This window comes from Paenibacillus oryzisoli (genome assembly GCF_001653565.1).
Classification (GTDB): Bacteria; Bacillota; Bacilli; order Paenibacillales; family NBRC-103111; genus Paenibacillus_E; species Paenibacillus_E oryzisoli.
Window position 1 is genome coordinate 62640 of record NZ_LYPB01000072.1, and the last position, 14694, is coordinate 77333.

The following is a 14694-nucleotide window of genomic DNA, read 5'->3' on the forward strand; positions in this document are numbered from 1 at the left end:
TAAAATCAGCGTTTGCACCTCAATTCGATGAATGAGCCGATATTAACTGGTGAAAATCCAGCTAGTTGGATTTTCACGCAAAAAGAGCCGAAGTAGATGGAGGTTTTCCATCTATTTCGGCTTCAATCAATTATTATGTGATTGCAGTTATCCTACTATAGCACGCGACGTGCTGTCATATAACGGGAAGACCACGTGCCGCTGTGAATATCAGTGATACGAACGCCGCCGGCGCCGTAAGTTTGAAGAAGTTTGTTATTGCCCATATAGATGGCTACATGGTGAATGACGCCCGGTTTACCTGGGATCGAGAAAAACACCAAATCGCCGACACGCAAGTTGCTGCGGGATACATATTTACCTACACGAGCTTGTTGCTGAGAGGTACGCGGCAAGTTAACGCCTACTTTTTTAAATACATATTGTGTGAAGGAAGAACAGTCAAAGTTACGTGTTTGACCGGCAGTGGCTCCGAATTTATAAGGTGTTCCTAAATATCGTTTACCTATAGAGATGACTTGGCTGCCTCTCGAAGTGGAGGTTGCAGACGCTGTAAGCGCTGTAGCATTGGTTACTTCGGAAGATGTAGCCGCTTCCACTTTCCCTGGTGCACCTGCTGCAAGTATTGATAATCCTATAGAAGCGGACAATGCCGTAACGACTAATTTTTTGTACCAAGTTTTTTGTGGGTTTTTCATGGGGGTTGCCTCCTTAGAGTTTTCGCTGAGTTATCGTCAATCTATCTTGCATTGAAGATGTGGTAAGCTTCAATTTGATGATTTGCTTTGCAAGTATAGAATCTTGGTCAGTTGACTCTTAATTTGAGTAACCTTGCGATGTGTTGTCCACTTGAGACTCAGTATACCAGATGAAAATTGCCCTAAGATTTACCATGCAACCTTTGAAACAGCGCTATATCAAGGGGAAAGCCCAATTCTGAGAGAATGATGAGAATCCCCTTATAATGTTCTTATTGACAGGATTGTGGAAGCGTTACAACGGCCGTGGAGCCTAGTCCTAGACTGCTTTGAAGTTCGATATGTCCGTGATGTTTAAGCACGATATGCTGGGCAATAGCAAGCCCAAGACCGGCTCCTCCTTGTTTACGGTTTCTAGCTTTATCAGATCGATAGAAGCGGTCAAAGACGTGAGGAAGATCCTCCTCCGCGATGCCAATACCTTGATCCATGACTTTAATGATCACCTGTTTGTCTTGCAAACAGACCCGAATATCGACGATCTTCTGACTATATTTTAAGGCATTATCTATTAAAATAATAAGCAATTGCCTGATCTGATAGGGATCACCTGTCATCGCCAGTTCCTTCATATTGTGTTCAGTCTGTACCCGAATCTCACGGAAAGAAGTAACGCGGAGAGAAGCAGCGGTTTGCTCTACCAGCTGGATCAGATCGAAATCGATATTCTGCTCGCAGTTGGTACGGTTGGTATTCGTAAGCGATAGTAGATTTTGCGTGAGAAGCTTTAGCTGGGCAGACTCAGAGACGATGGCTTCAAGTGCCTCTTCTCGCAATTGATCATTGCTGGAGGCCCATCTTCGCAGAAGACTTGCGTAGCTTTCAATGATGGTGAGGGGGGTTCTAAGCTCGTGAGACGCATCGGCGAGGAATTGCTCCTGTTTACGAAACATATCTTGCAGCCTGTCGATCATGCGATTAAAGGTGTTGCCAAGCATCATCAGTTCATCATTGGCTTGATTGGCAGGCAGCGTGATATGACGGAATGACCCGCTTTCCTCGATATTTTGCATGGTCGTGATGAATTGTTTGAGCGGTCGAAACAGCACATTCGTATAAAAATAACCCCCAATTAGAACCAGTATGAGCGCACCAATGGAAGTTAGGACAAGAATGGAAATCAACATTTCGGAATATGTGCCAAGTCTCCGCAGGCTGCGTCCGATTTCTAAGAGGGCTACTTGTTTCCCGTCTTTGAATACAGGCGTTCGAACGAATAATAGGATGCCATCCGCATCAGTGAATAGCGCCTCAGACGCCTTAGTCGAATAGCTTGCGGGGTAACTGGCAAGATTCGTATCCGAATAAATCTGATGAGCGACCTTCGAGTCGGGTGTAATATAGCGCAGCATTTCTTGGGGGATGAGGAGTTCATCCATCTGCATGTTATCTTTCCAATACTCAGGATGGTTAGGAAGATCCCTCAGCAGCAACGCGCTGGCTTTATCCTTCAATAGGTCAATTTCACCCTTCGTTGTCACGCGGATAAACATGTAATAGACGAAGGTAAAGCTGAAGAATAGGACTACCATCAATCCGATCGATACCCATAACGTAATTTTCAGCCGTAGACTCATTCGGACTCCTGACCATCAGGAAGAGGGGAATTGCCTTCTAATTCTGTCTTGTCACATTTAATTAAATAACCGATCCCGCGAATCGTCTGAATCAGTTTGGTTGAGAAGGGTTTGTCCACTTTCTGACGCAGGTAACGGATATACACATCCACTACATTGGTATCCCCGATAAAATCATAGCCCCACACCTCGGTGATAATTTGTTCGCGCGACATGACCTCATTCTGATGCTGAATCAGGAAACGCAGCAACTCAAACTCCGTTGGCGTCAGTTCAATGGCAGTGCCCTCACGGGAGACTGCGCGGCTCTTCAAATCCATCGATAGATCATCAATTCTTAGCAAATGATCCTGTTCGGGCGTCTGCTCTTGCAGACTCTTCTGCCGGAGCAGACTGCGTATACGAGCTAGCAACTCGACAGTGGCAAAAGGCTTCGTGACATAGTCGTTGGCACCCTGATCCAGCCCGCTGACGCGATCAGGAATGGCATCGCGTGCCGTCAGCAGAATCACGGGCAGAGAGGCATTGACTTGCCGGAGGCGTCTTAGAACCTCAAGTCCATTGAGTTCAGGGAGCATAACGTCAAGAAGGATGAGATCCCATCCTTCTTCGCTTAAGGCAGCTTGAAGTCCAGATCGCCCATCCCCACAAATTAGTACCTCGTAGCCCTCATGCTCAAGCTCAAGCTGCAACACGCGGGCAATTCGTTCTTCATCTTCAATTAGCAAAATGCGGCTCATAACGGCTCGTATTCACTCCCAAAGCCGTGCCTACAGGCAGCGGCATTATTTGTAAGGATTCGGTATCCAGAAAATCTCTTCGCTTTTGATAAAAGATTGCAGAAATTCCGGTTCAACAAGAATCTGCGAACGGTAAGCGAGCAGCGCCTGCCACTTGCAATAAGCCTGAGCGAGTGTCAGGGGCCGTCGAATCGGCGGCGGCCAGGGTACGTTCAACGGAACGCGTTGTCCCTCTACAAGGTGCGCCTCGAAAGGAAGTTCCGGCGTGATACCACGTGGCCATGGCCACTGAGATTCCGCACCGCTATGGATCACATACGTGTAAACCGCACCGGTATACCCCGTCTGCTGGACGGCTTCCATGACGAATGCATGGGCCGCCGCATGATCGAGATGGGTATCGGCAGCATCCGTAACATAGATTTCCCGCGGCTGCAGCATCGTAAGCAATGCCATGGTGTCACTGAGGGCACAAGCCTTCCGGTAAGGTGCAGGGCATCCGTAGTACATCGAGTGAAAATCAGGCACGAGTCCGACATAAGTCGCCTGCCGCTGCGTAAAGCGCTGCTGAAAGGTTGGCATCGCGCCCGTAGTGGCCAATACGCGGTCCAGTCCAGCATCTGGATAGCCGAGGAATGTCAGATCCTGCGGGCGAAGCCCGATCAGTGCCGCGGCGGCTAGCGTCTCATGCTGGCGTATGCGCGCCAGCTCCAAATAATGCGCAGGCCCTAGCTCCTCAGGAGGCTTGCCGAATAAAAGGGAAGCCGCTTCGGGGTATCCATCCCCATTGGTGAAGAATACAACATGAACTTTCTTGCCACAGGCAACGGCGTCCATGATGGTGCCAGCTGTCCCGAGTATTTCATCATCGGGATGTGGCGCAAATATAAGCAAATCAACCGGATATACGTTCACACACGATTCCTCCCACGAGCACATTAATCCATGAAATTAATGTATGTGGGCAGAAGCGGAAGCGTGTTTCGATCTATTTCCAGCCGGGGAATAGCGGTTTGGTTGGTTCAGGAAGACGGAATCCGCCGATAAAGGCGCATCCGATCCCCCAAGCAATAATCATCCAGACGAGAAAGATCATGGCTTGTTTACGGTTTCCCTTACCCTGTTTCGTCCAATAGGACATTTGCTGGATGGCGATGAGGATGGATGGAATCGTAAGAGCGGTTATTTTGAGCCACATTATTGACTAATCTCATCCTCCTTTAAGTAATAGGGAGCGCCTTGAACACCCATTTGAAAAATGTTGGCCTCAACTTTGAATTGAACGTCCACTTTAGGAAAAATAGTATCCCAATCTTTCTCGATTTTTTTCCACAACTTAGGATACTTCCGATAAACGGATTGTCCAAGACCTGCGGTGTCCGTTTGGTAGGTTGTTTGCAGCGTGTGAAACAGCTCCTGATACACTTGCGTTACTTGGTCTTGGAAGGATGCGTTAAGTTTCTCCATAACAGCCGGATCACTTGGATCTAACTTCGAGAGATTACCCATGATACGGCCCGCGGCCCTAATGTCGATAATGAAATGTGGTTGTTCACCGGAGACTTCAACTCGTTTCTTCGCTTTTAAAGTAGTGACGCGTACAGATAATTTACCTTCCTGATCAGGGAGAGATACTTCCACGTCACCGAAAGGTTTTTTGCCTAACAGGCTTGTAAGTGCGACCGCTTGCATATCATCCACATAGCCGACCAAAGTGGCTTTATTAAACAAGGCGATGCTGTTCAATAGAATCTTATCGTCCTTATCTTTGGAGAACGCTGCTGCAATGGGCTCAATGCCAGTAGCAGCGGAGGAGGCATAGAAATTGCGAAGCATGGAAGGAATCTGCATTTTACGCACAATGATTTCACGCAAGGCTTCTTCCTTCGTGGCTTCCAAGGGATACTCTGTCTCAACGAGACTTTTGGCATCGGTACCCCGAGCGACAATCAGATAGGTGCGCAATCGGTTCTTGGGATTTCTTGAAATCAAATCAAGCAAAGGCGCCATATTTTGTCGAGCTAATGATTCTCCGACTATGAAAACCCGCCGATGTGAAGGTAACACATCTCGGGAAAGCTTACGCTCTAGCCTGATTGTCATGGCTTCAATATTTTCTCCATAATCGACGAGTGGCATGTACGTCTTCTGTTGTGTGCCGCCACTTGTGGTTAATTGGCCTGCACCAATCGATTTGGGAATTGCAACTTGCACATAGCCGCGGTACTTGCCTTTGTCTGTATCAGGCATGAGATCGAATGCGGAAAGCTGAATAATGGCAATATCATTAATTTCTTTTCGATCCCAGCATCCCGTCAATAGGAGAAGAATCATCGTATACACCATCAGTTGATTCACTTTTCTCATCAGTCGTGCCTCTTCTTACTTGGCTTTGGTGGTGTAGAGACCAGATCTCGGTCGAGCAGCCAGTGCGGGGAACGGATTAGAAAGTCCCGCAGTCCTTTTAATCTCAAAGGAGCAATCGGAGATAAGTAAGGAACGCCAACGGAGCGAATTCCCGTCAAATAGAGGGCTAGAGTAAATAGCCCAAGCAGGATGCCGACGAAGCCGAGCGTACCAGCGAGCAAGAGCAGCAATAACCGCATAATCCGAATGGAGAAGGTCATGTTATAGCGCGGAATCATGAAAGAAGCGATCCCCGTCACGGAAACAACGATAACCATGGGGGTCGACACGATCCCCGCCTGCACAACGGCTTGTCCGATGACGAGAGCACCGACGATACTGACAGTCTGTCCCATGATGCGAGGTAACCGAAGTATCGCTTCGCGAAGTGCTTCGAAAGTGATTTCCATGATGAGTGCTTCGACCATTGCAGGGAAAGGAGAAGCTTCACGTGCGCCTGCAACAGCAAGGAGCAAGTTCGTCGGCAGCATTTCAGGATGGAAAGTTGTAATGGCCACATAGAGTGAGGGCAGGAGAAGAGCCAGAATGATAGACAAAGAGCGAATAAACCGGATGAAAGTGGCACTGCTGAACATCAAATAGTAGTCTTCACTGGACTGAAAAGCCGACCAGAATTGAAAGGGAGCAATGAGTACGAAAGGCGTATTATTGGTGAAAATAGATACTTTGCCTTCCAAGAGAGCCCCTGCTACCACATCCGGCCTTTCTGTGTATTCCATGGTTGGGAAAATACTGAAGGGATGATCCCGTGTCAGTTCTTCGATATAGCTGCTTTCCAGTACGGCATCAATATCAATAGCAGATAATCTTTTTGTTAGTTCATTCACAATTTCTTGATCTGCGATGCCTTCCAAATAAATGAGCCGTACTTCTGTTTGGCTGAGTGCGCCGATTTGCCAGGTTTTGATCCGTATTTTGTCGGTTTTCAAACGACGACGCAATAAGGCAACATTGGTTTCCATATGTTCTGTAAAGCCTTCTCTAGGGCCGCGGACACCAGATTCGGTTTGAGGTTGCTCAATATTACGATGTGGGAGGCAGGCCAAATTGGCCAATAGCACCTGCATCTCCCCTTGCTCAGCAACCATAACAAAGCCAACAAGCAAGCTATCGATCAACGTTTCAAAAAGATGGGTTCGTTTCACTTCAGGTGACAGAATATGAGAAGAGATGGGTTCTGTTGTTGGTTTTGCTTCGGATAGGGGTTTAGTGATCTCGCGTTCAATTCGGTCTGCGTCAACCAAGCCTGAGATATAGGCGATCAGTGTAGTACGAAGACGCACAAAGACTAAATCGGGATCGTGATCCAACTGCTGATTGATATCGGCTTGTAGTTGAGTAATATCAATGGCTTCATCAACAGGCGTTTGTTGCATCCGTTGCTCCCTCCTTAGCGCTCTATGTTACGTTTTCTGAATAACGCGTTGCCGATGAAAATAACGAATGGGACTATAACGAATAAAGGGAGTTCGATAATCCACGGCACAATTTTCAGACCTACAAAGATATGGCTGGCTATATTTTTGGCGGTATAGATGGAAATAAACCAAATCAGCAAAGCGACCGGGATAATGACCGTGCGATGATTTTCCGTTTTCCACTGCATGGTGATCATTGTGCATGCCGCGTAGGCGTACAGAATGATTTTGAACAAGCCGCCTGTAATAAATGTTGTTACGACAAAGGGATCCAAATTATCGATGAAATCGGCAATCCGGATCAATTGAAAGCTGGTTAGCAGCGGGTATAAGGAACGATAGAACAGGTCTGGTCCCAGTGTACTAACGGCAATGAGATCAAGCACGACAAAAACAGCGCCGACGAGTAGGGAAGAGTACAGGGCTGCTTTGCGAAACTTCTTTGGGCTGACGGTCAATTTCCAGAATACAGCGAAAATGATTACTTCACCGAAGGTCGTCGTTAAGCCTAGTGGGAAGACGGTGGTACCAATGCTCCTCCAATCTGATGCAACAGGCAGCAGCCACGATAAGTCAATGGCATCGGAGAAGAGAAGCAGAATGAGCTGGATGCAGGTAAATAGGAAAACGATGATAATACTAAGTTCAGCTAAACGAGCAATGCGTTCTATTCCAGCATAGCAAGCATAAGCAACCAATGTGACAAGAAGCAGCATCAAGAATGGAGCCGGTGTCGTTGGGAGTAGAAAAGTGCCCATCAATTCGCCTAAATCCCTGAGAATACGTGCTGATTCGTAAATAAAAGCAAAAATATAAATGGCGGTTAACAGGTGTCCGATGTACTTGCCGAAGGTTATTTGTAGCAGGGAAACTAAGGTTTCGCCTGGATTGCGTTCATATATACGAGTAAACATTCCTACGATGCTTATTCCTATCATGGCACTAAGCAGGGCAGCTAGCCAAGCGTCCTGCTTAGCACCGCCAGCGAAACCGAAAACAATCGTGGTACCTAGCTGGAATAAAAACAACAGACAGAATGTTTGCCATGTCGAGAGCACTTGAATCACACAGAACCCCCCTGACGTGCGAATGATCTTACTATTTTCAAATTAGGGAAAAAATATCCTTCCTTCCCTTTAAACACCTAACTCTGGCCTCACACAGAATAGCGTAGTGAAATCGTCCATTAGCCTAGTCCACATGACCCGATACCGACATAAAATAAATCCATAGACGTAATGAAGGAGTAGAACCTATGAGCATATCTCCCAAAAAGAAGGTGCGCATCAAAGTTAAACACAAGGTAGCGATTTTACTCCAAGATCGTGATGCTACAGCGAAAGTTTACATGGAGATTCTTGGAGATTTAAAATCACGGGAAGTCATAACCGAAGCTATAAAACGCTTAGAAGATGGGTTAATCTATACGGACGAGAAGTGCACGATGCTAATTGATAGTGATTATATTGAGGTGGTTCCGAGAAGGAGTCTCAGTCGTAAAGAAGGGGAGGACTTCATTTTCTTAATCGATCGGGCTTACGCAGAGAATTATGTGGTTTCGGCAAAAATTATCAAATAAGGGCTGGCATGGAGTGCAAAAAACCCCTAGTCGAGCAGTCAGGAGATACGCTTTCCTGAACTGAGCGAATAGGGGTTATTGACGTTACGTTATTATTTCTTGCTTGCGGATGGGAATGTCTCTACGGAAGTCAAACGATCGTAGAAATCAGTGAAATTATTTCTCTCAGCCGAGTCAAGCAATGCCATTGCTGTGCGAGGGTGCTCGTCTAGTGCTCCGACGATCATGTATGGAATGAGGTAGCCCCAGTCCCATTTCTCACGCATTGCGATCATATGCTTCTCAATGATTTCAAGTACAGGACGTACGTCGTAGCGTGCTCCCTTAAGGTGGCTGAGCAACAATTCAGTTGTACAGTTACCAGCAGCGCGACCCATACCGTACACGGATGAATCCAAGAACGTTACACCTTTGGATGCTCCTGTGATTGTGTTTGCGAAAGCAAGCTGCATGTTGTTGTGCATATGCAAGCCTAGCTCCTTCTCAGGAAGTAAGCGTTGGAATTTGGATACGAGGTAGTCGATATCTTTGCTGCCCATGCTGCCGTAAGAATCCACGACGTAAACGACGTCAACTGCGCTTTTGTTGATTTCTTCAAAAGCTTCTGTTAATTCGTTCTCCATTACGTGGGAAAGCGCCATGATGTTCAGGGATGTTTCGTAACCCATGTCATGGAATTTCTGAACAAGCTCAAGACCTTTATCAACATCCTTGATATAACAAGCTACGCGGATCAGGTCAAGCAAGCTGTCTTCACGAGGCAAAATGTCTTTCTCATCCACACGTCCGATATCAACAAGAGCGGATAGTTTTGTATCTGTTTTTTTGGTGATAACATCGCGCAAGAAGGATTCGTTTAGAAATCTCCAAGGGCCGGATGATCCGCCTTTAAGCAGCTTTTCTGAATTCTTGTAACCAATTTCCATATATTCTACGCCGGCAGCGCTTAAGCCGCGATACATATCTTGGACAAACTCCACGCTGAAATCCCAATCGTTCACTAAACCGCCGTCTCGAATCGTACAATCCAAAATCTTGTGTTGATGATGCTTTACCATACTCGCAAATGCCCCTTTCGACAGCTCTTGTCGCCTTCTGATTTTGCTATATTATCACTTATGAAGAGGTGGCTTGTCAATGCAAGCGTAGGCTTCTGTACAACTTTTCTAGGCAGGATATGGTAATATGGAGTGGACAGAAGTGATCAAGCGAGGGGGAAGCACGGAATGAATCGGAACGAATGGACCTTAGCAAGAGAAGTGGCTGTAGGCGCGGCTGTGAAAGCAGGGGAATTGGCCAGGAAACGTTTCGGTGGTCAATTCATTCTTGCGCACAAAGATGATCGCGGCGATCTCGTGACAGAGGTGGATGTGGAGGCGGATCGTCTCATCGTGGACGACATCTTGAGCGTGTTTCCGACTCATCGCATCTATAGTGAAGAAGCGGGTGAAGGTGGCATAGCGAGCGACTGGGTATGGCATGTTGATCCCTTGGATGGAACGAACAATTACGCATTGGGCCTTCCCTTGTACGGTGTATCCATTTCATTGAGCTATCAAGGCCGGATTGTACTAGGAGTCGTGCAGGATTCGGCCATGGAACTCACTTATGTGGCGGTTCAAGATGAAGGGGCTTGGCAAGGTGATAGAAGGCTGTTAGCGAGGCCTAGCGGTGCGTTGACGAAGTCCAGCGTTTCATGGATTCAAGGGCATGCGGTCACGAAAGACGATCAGCGGGCCTTAACGCTTCGACATCATCTGGAGTATTCAGTCAAAAGAGTGATGCGTCTATGGGCCCCGTCCCTTGTCTGGGCGATGCTGGCCAGAGGTGATCTGCACGGGGTGGTTCTGTACAACTCCGAAGGGGAAGATCTCTATGCGGGCTTGTTGCTTGCGCAGGAGGCTGGTGTGAAAATAACGGATTTCGCGGGTAATCCGGTTGCTTTGCTCGGTGGCACGGCAGTCGAGCAGAATGCCGTCGCTGACGGAGCCATCTATCTGGTCGCTGCAGTGCCTGCCTTTCATGCAGAGCTGCTCCAGCTCGTTCAAGATGCACTGCTGACGACGGTGGCGGAATAGGGTTCGAATAGGATTGGAACAATTGGTCAAACCTAAGGGCAGACTTTCCATTTGAGCAAAATAAACGGCTACTCCGTGTTCTGCGATTCACCTATGTGAAGCATAAGTGAATTGTGAAAACATGCGGAGATCTATAGCCGGTTTATGCTGTGAAATGAATACATTCTTGTTAGGCAAGAGAGGATGCTGTTAGATGAAGGACTTTGTTCCAATCTTTTTTGAATTTGGTCAAACACGAGATGCGTTGCTGGCATTAGACACGCTAGAAGAGCTTGGCTATAAGCCGGAGCTGCTGGAAGGGGAGCGCGCAACCCTGCATATTCATCTCGATGAGCAGGAAATTACCTCGGCGATCGAAATTGCGCAGTCCCACGGCGGGCGACTCGTGGATCGTCCGCAGGTGCCCTCCGAGCAAGCCACCTTCGCAATGGCGTATGACCTGGAGGGCTCCATCCGCATACCGGCTCATACGGTGAATGAGGATTGGTCCGACAGCTATGCCGCATCCGCGGTGGGATCGGATCGCGATGCAGTGCCGAGCGATGATGAGGCGGCCTTCGATCCGTCGGCGGATGATTATAATCACTTTAGCGCCGGTATTCGTATTTAACCGGCGGTTGAGGCGAAGCGGGGTAGAGGCTGCGCAGGGTAGGGGCGAGGACTGCTGCTGTGCGTGCTGCTCTGGGCGAGAGCGCAGGAGATGCGCAGGTTGCTGGGCGAAGCGCGGTGGCTAAGCGTTGGCCGCGTGCGGAAGGGGCTTGGATAGAGCGCGGCGCGGCTAGCGCGAGAATTGGGCTGGGTGTAAAGATTCATGAGCTCGAGGTTGATCCTCGGGCTTTTTGGGGTTTGTATATGGAATAGATGTATTTTCTACAGCTAATTCCAGTGTTTTTCCTCCAAAAACCAGGATAAATGGATTTCATACAGTTAATTTCAGCGATTTGCGCCCGAATGCTCAAATATAGAGGAATTAACTGTATGTTTTCCATCTAAACTTAATATGGAAGGGAAATCTGCAGAAATAGCTGTAGGTTTTCCAGTTATTTCTTGCTACTCACTCAAAACTAGCGTGCCCCAACCATTCCCCTCGCCCCCAAAAACTAGCTTGTCCTATCAACTCTGCATCCTCCCCAAGCTAGCGTGTCCCAAAAGCTCCCCCTCGACTCCAAAAACTAACTTGTCACAAAAACCTTCCTCCTCGCCCCCACAATCCAACTTATCCCAACTACCCCTCATCTCCCGACGAAAACATGAAGTGACTCTTATGGCTAGTGTCGATTGCTTAACGTTGTTATTGTTATTGTTATTGTTATTGTTATTGTTATTGTCATTGTCATAGTAGAAATAAATATCAAAACGTGGATGGCTAGTTAAAGCGGAGTAAGCAATAGGTGAAAAATTTCTTGATATGTTGAAAATAAAGTAACCTTTCACTCCCCAATTACGTTTGGAGTAATATGGAAGCATATAAAAGAAGGAGTGGTTATCATGGGATGTAGGAGAAAGGTTGCCATTGCTCTGGCGGTGGTCAGTTTGGCCGGCGCATTGGCAGGTTGCAGCGCAAGACCAGCCAATCACGGGGGCACCAGCACAAGCTCTAGCCCGAGCCCGAGTCCCTCACTACAACCAACCGCGAGCGTTACTTCGTCGCCCTCTCCAGCACCAACGTTGGCAGGGTCACCTGTGCCCACAACGGCAACCCCACAACCCTCGGCGACGCCGAAGCCTTCGCCAAGCTCGAAGCCGTCTAGCTTCACTACTGCGGAAGATGCGAAGAAGGTCATCGAAGCCCGTTCCCAAGAAGTGATAGCCGTACTGAAGGAGAAGAACATCGAGAAGCTTGCCACGCTGGTGCATCCGAAGAAGGGTGTACAATTCTCACCCTATTCCAATATTCATACAGCGACAGACATTCAAGTGCAAAGCGGCAACCTTGCGACGCTATGGGCTAGCTCGAGTCTTACGAATTGGGGAACGTTCGATGGGTCAGGTGACCCGATTGACCTTACTTTCCCGAATTACTGGGCTGAATTTGTATATAACGCCAACTTTGCCGCTGCTCCACAGATTAGCTATAACACCATAATTGGCAAAGGCAACATGATCAACAATGTGTTCAGCATCTATCCTGCGGCCTCCTATATCACCGTTGAATATCATTTCCCTGGCTTCGATCCGCAGTATCAAGGTATGGATTGGACCAGTTTGCGACTAGTGTATGAATACACAGGATCACAATGGTACTTAGTTGCTATCGTCCATGACCAGCATACGATGTAAAAAGACAAAGACGAACGACACCATTTGGTGTGCGTTTGTCTTTTTTTCGTTGGTGCTATTCGGATTAATCCCACAGACACCGATAGGAATAGGTGGTATAATCTGCATAGGCGAGGAGTAGTGGGATTTGATGAAGAATTGGAAAATCAAACATAAACTTTTTATATTTATTTTAGGTGGCGTATTGGCTTCGAGCGGGTTGGCATGGCTCTTTGTTCAACAGTCACATCAGTTGTACGAACAGATTATTTATCGCGAAGCGAGCGACAAGTTTTACTTATTTTCAGAAAGGATGGAAGAAAAACTGAGAGAGGTCGATAAGCTATCGATTTCAATTTTGTCAGATCCGGAAGTGCAAGGTGATTTAAAGAAAATGAAAATGTCTCCTTCGGCCTATGAAGCCTTCGATGCCGCGAATAAGCTGAAACGCAAGCTGCTTACCTATCATCAGACCGATTTCTCCGTTTCTTCCATTACGATTCTAGATGCCAACGGTAATTTACTTAGTGCTGGATTCAATGCGTCGAGCATCAATGATAGGAATAAAGAACGATATCGACAACTTGCGAATGAAGGGAACGGGGCGAGCATCTGGGTCGGTGGAGAAGAAGAGGAAGAGGCGTTCTATACGGTTAGGGATATCCGGGAAATTGCAGATTTGAATCTTGAACGTCTGGGCACATTGATGATCGGTATCCAGGCGTCGAAGGTGATGTATGCCTCAAGTGAGCGGCATGGTAACTACGATTCCATGTTAATGGTAGCTACTGGCGATCAAGTACTGTATGCAAGCAATCGGGATTTGCCGTTGCCGGCTGTCCGAAAGAATGGCTCCAGTATTGTTGAAATAGATGGCAAAAACTACTTATGCGCGCAGTTTACATTAATGTATACAGGTTGGACGTTCGTTCATTTTATTCCGTATGATGCGGTGTTCAGCCATGTCAAAATGATGAAGAATTGGCTGCTGGGGTTATACGTCTTTCTAGCGATTGTATTGTTATGGCTCGGTATGCGCTTCTCGCTCAGTATGACGCGTCCGCTCGAAGCGTTAACACAACGTATCAGTTCGGTTGAGAAAGGAAATTTTGTCTTAAGTGAACCTTTTAACCGAGTAAATAGGGATGAATTTAGTGTTTTAAATCGTAATTTTGATAAAATGACAGAACGACTTGATGTACTTATTAAAGAAAACTATGTGAAACAAATTCAACTCAAGGAAGCGGAATACGAGGCACTGAAATCCAAGGTAAATCCACATTTTTTATATAACACGCTAGATTCTATTCATTGGATGGCCAAAGGCTACGGTTACACGGATATGGCTCGAATGGTTAAGGCGCTCGGCGATATGCTGCGCAACGCGATTAGGCAGAAGGAATTTGTTACGTTGCGCGAGGAATTGGCTCATTTACACAACTACATTACGATTCAACAAATCCGTTTTGAAGAGCGGTTGGTATATGGTACGGACATAGAGGAGCATACGCTTGATCTCTATCTGCCTTGGATGATTGTGCAGCCAATCGTAGAGAATTGTTTGAAGTACGGCGTTGACGCAGAGACAGGACGTTGTGAGATTCGTTTAACCGTGCAGATCCAAACGGAACGTCTGGTGTTGACTGTACAGGACAAAGGACCAGGCATTCACGCGCAACTGGATAAAGGCGATTCTACGGGGATAGGTCTATCTAATATTCATGAGCGTATTCAATTATGGTTCGGTGAACCATACGGGATTGAAATGGAACGGGGACATGTTCAGGGAGCTGTCATTCGCGTGGTGTTGCCGATTTTGCCGAGTATGCCAAGAGAGAAGAGAAGCCAGGGGTGAAAC

Annotated in this window: 15 protein-coding genes; 6 read left to right on the top strand and 9 right to left on the bottom strand. The window is 47.2% G+C overall.

Annotated elements, in window-relative coordinates; translation table 11 throughout:
- Positions 1 to 155 precede the first annotated feature (155 nt).
- The 8 genes from A8708_RS17735 to A8708_RS17770 all read right to left on the bottom strand — a co-directional run bounded on the left by A8708_RS17735 (position 156) and on the right by A8708_RS17770 (position 7987).
- Positions 156 to 698, bottom strand: coding sequence for a C40 family peptidase (locus A8708_RS17735; RefSeq protein ID WP_068665799.1), 543 nt, complete (start codon positions 696 to 698; stop codon positions 156 to 158).
- 272 nt (positions 699 to 970) lie between these two features.
- The gene (locus tag A8708_RS17740; RefSeq protein ID WP_068665800.1) at positions 971 to 2335 is read right to left on the bottom strand and encodes a sensor histidine kinase; all 1365 of its coding nucleotides are present in this window, start codon (positions 2333 to 2335) and stop codon (positions 971 to 973) included.
- Complete coding sequence (locus tag A8708_RS17745) at positions 2332 to 3075, bottom strand: response regulator transcription factor (RefSeq protein ID WP_068665805.1); 744 nt, start codon at positions 3073 to 3075, stop codon at positions 2332 to 2334. Before A8708_RS17745 ends, A8708_RS17740 begins: the two co-directional genes overlap by 4 nt.
- A 45-nt stretch (positions 3076 to 3120) precedes the next feature.
- Positions 3121 to 4014, bottom strand: coding sequence for a PIG-L deacetylase family protein (locus tag A8708_RS17750; RefSeq protein ID WP_082927602.1), 894 nt, complete (start codon positions 4012 to 4014; stop codon positions 3121 to 3123).
- A 49-nt stretch (positions 4015 to 4063) separates the two neighbouring features.
- A complete protein-coding gene (locus tag A8708_RS17755) occupies positions 4064 to 4273 on the bottom strand; it encodes a hypothetical protein (protein ID WP_068665809.1) in 210 nt (69 codons plus the stop codon).
- Positions 4273 to 5442, bottom strand: a complete 1170-nt coding sequence (locus tag A8708_RS17760; RefSeq protein WP_068665811.1) for a Ger(x)C family spore germination protein — start codon at positions 5440 to 5442, stop codon at positions 4273 to 4275. Before A8708_RS17760 ends, A8708_RS17755 begins: the two co-directional genes overlap by 1 nt.
- Positions 5442 to 6878: a spore germination protein gene (locus tag A8708_RS17765; protein WP_068665812.1), complete on the bottom strand. Its 1437-nt coding sequence runs from the start codon at positions 6876 to 6878 to the stop codon at positions 5442 to 5444. The genes A8708_RS17760 and A8708_RS17765 overlap by 1 nt, the downstream gene beginning before the upstream one ends.
- Before the next feature lie 14 nt (positions 6879 to 6892).
- A complete protein-coding gene (locus A8708_RS17770) occupies positions 6893 to 7987 on the bottom strand; it encodes a GerAB/ArcD/ProY family transporter (protein WP_068665814.1) in 1095 nt (364 codons plus the stop codon).
- 212 nt (positions 7988 to 8199) lie between these two features.
- Here A8708_RS17770 and A8708_RS17775 point away from each other — a divergent pair, with 212 nt between their 5' ends.
- Positions 8200 to 8499 (top strand): hypothetical protein, encoded by a 300-nt coding sequence (locus tag A8708_RS17775; protein WP_204787583.1) that lies wholly within the window; start codon positions 8200 to 8202, stop codon positions 8497 to 8499.
- 92 nt (positions 8500 to 8591) lie between these two features.
- Here the strand turns inward: A8708_RS17775 and A8708_RS17780 are convergent, their stop codons facing one another.
- The gene (locus tag A8708_RS17780) at positions 8592 to 9557 is read right to left on the bottom strand and encodes an aldolase catalytic domain-containing protein (RefSeq protein ID WP_068665819.1); all 966 of its coding nucleotides are present in this window, start codon (positions 9555 to 9557) and stop codon (positions 8592 to 8594) included.
- Positions 9558 to 9725: 168 nt separating this feature from the next.
- Between A8708_RS17780 and A8708_RS17785 the strand changes: the two genes are divergently transcribed.
- From A8708_RS17785 to A8708_RS17810, 5 genes are all read left to right on the top strand, one after another.
- A complete protein-coding gene (locus tag A8708_RS17785; protein WP_068665821.1) occupies positions 9726 to 10577 on the top strand; it encodes an inositol monophosphatase family protein in 852 nt (283 codons plus the stop codon).
- A 193-nt stretch (positions 10578 to 10770) separates the two neighbouring features.
- Complete coding sequence (locus tag A8708_RS17790; protein ID WP_068665822.1) at positions 10771 to 11187, top strand: BRCT domain-containing protein; 417 nt, start codon at positions 10771 to 10773, stop codon at positions 11185 to 11187.
- Between the two features lie 59 nt (positions 11188 to 11246).
- The gene (locus A8708_RS17795) at positions 11247 to 11438 is read left to right on the top strand and encodes a hypothetical protein (RefSeq protein ID WP_068665824.1); all 192 of its coding nucleotides are present in this window, start codon (positions 11247 to 11249) and stop codon (positions 11436 to 11438) included.
- Positions 11439 to 12065: 627 nt separating this feature from the next.
- The gene (locus A8708_RS35515; RefSeq protein WP_157264853.1) at positions 12066 to 12857 is read left to right on the top strand and encodes a hypothetical protein; all 792 of its coding nucleotides are present in this window, start codon (positions 12066 to 12068) and stop codon (positions 12855 to 12857) included.
- A 130-nt stretch (positions 12858 to 12987) separates the two neighbouring features.
- Positions 12988 to 14691 carry a cache domain-containing sensor histidine kinase gene (locus A8708_RS17810; protein WP_068665829.1) on the top strand — a complete coding sequence of 568 codons (1704 nt, stop codon included), beginning with the start codon at positions 12988 to 12990 and terminating at the stop codon, positions 14689 to 14691.
- Positions 14692 to 14694: the final 3 nt, after the last annotated feature.

Excerpts from the sequence above, each read along its gene's own strand:
- A8708_RS17745 (WP_068665805.1), bottom strand. The coding sequence starts at position 3,075 with ATGAGCCGCATTTTGCTAATTGAAGATGAAGAACGAATTGCCCGCGTG.
- A8708_RS17780 (WP_068665819.1), bottom strand. The coding sequence starts at position 9,557 with ATGGTAAAGCATCATCAACACAAGATTTTGGATTGTACGATTCGAGAC.
- A8708_RS17750 (WP_082927602.1), bottom strand. The coding sequence starts at position 4,014 with ATGTGCTCGTGGGAGGAATCGTGTGTGAACGTATATCCGGTTGATTTG.
- A8708_RS17740 (WP_068665800.1), bottom strand. The coding sequence starts at position 2,335 with ATGAGTCTACGGCTGAAAATTACGTTATGGGTATCGATCGGATTGATG.
- A8708_RS35515 (WP_157264853.1), top strand. The coding sequence starts at position 12,066 with ATGGGATGTAGGAGAAAGGTTGCCATTGCTCTGGCGGTGGTCAGTTTG.
- A8708_RS17765 (WP_068665812.1), bottom strand. The coding sequence starts at position 6,878 with ATGCAACAAACGCCTGTTGATGAAGCCATTGATATTACTCAACTACAA.
- A8708_RS17735 (WP_068665799.1), bottom strand. The coding sequence starts at position 698 with ATGAAAAACCCACAAAAAACTTGGTACAAAAAATTAGTCGTTACGGCA.
- A8708_RS17790 (WP_068665822.1), top strand. The coding sequence starts at position 10,771 with ATGAAGGACTTTGTTCCAATCTTTTTTGAATTTGGTCAAACACGAGAT.
- A8708_RS17785 (WP_068665821.1), top strand. The coding sequence starts at position 9,726 with ATGAATCGGAACGAATGGACCTTAGCAAGAGAAGTGGCTGTAGGCGCG.
- A8708_RS17760 (WP_068665811.1), bottom strand. The coding sequence starts at position 5,442 with ATGAGAAAAGTGAATCAACTGATGGTGTATACGATGATTCTTCTCCTA.
- A8708_RS17810 (WP_068665829.1), top strand. The coding sequence starts at position 12,988 with ATGAAGAATTGGAAAATCAAACATAAACTTTTTATATTTATTTTAGGT.
- A8708_RS17755 (WP_068665809.1), bottom strand. The coding sequence starts at position 4,273 with ATGTGGCTCAAAATAACCGCTCTTACGATTCCATCCATCCTCATCGCC.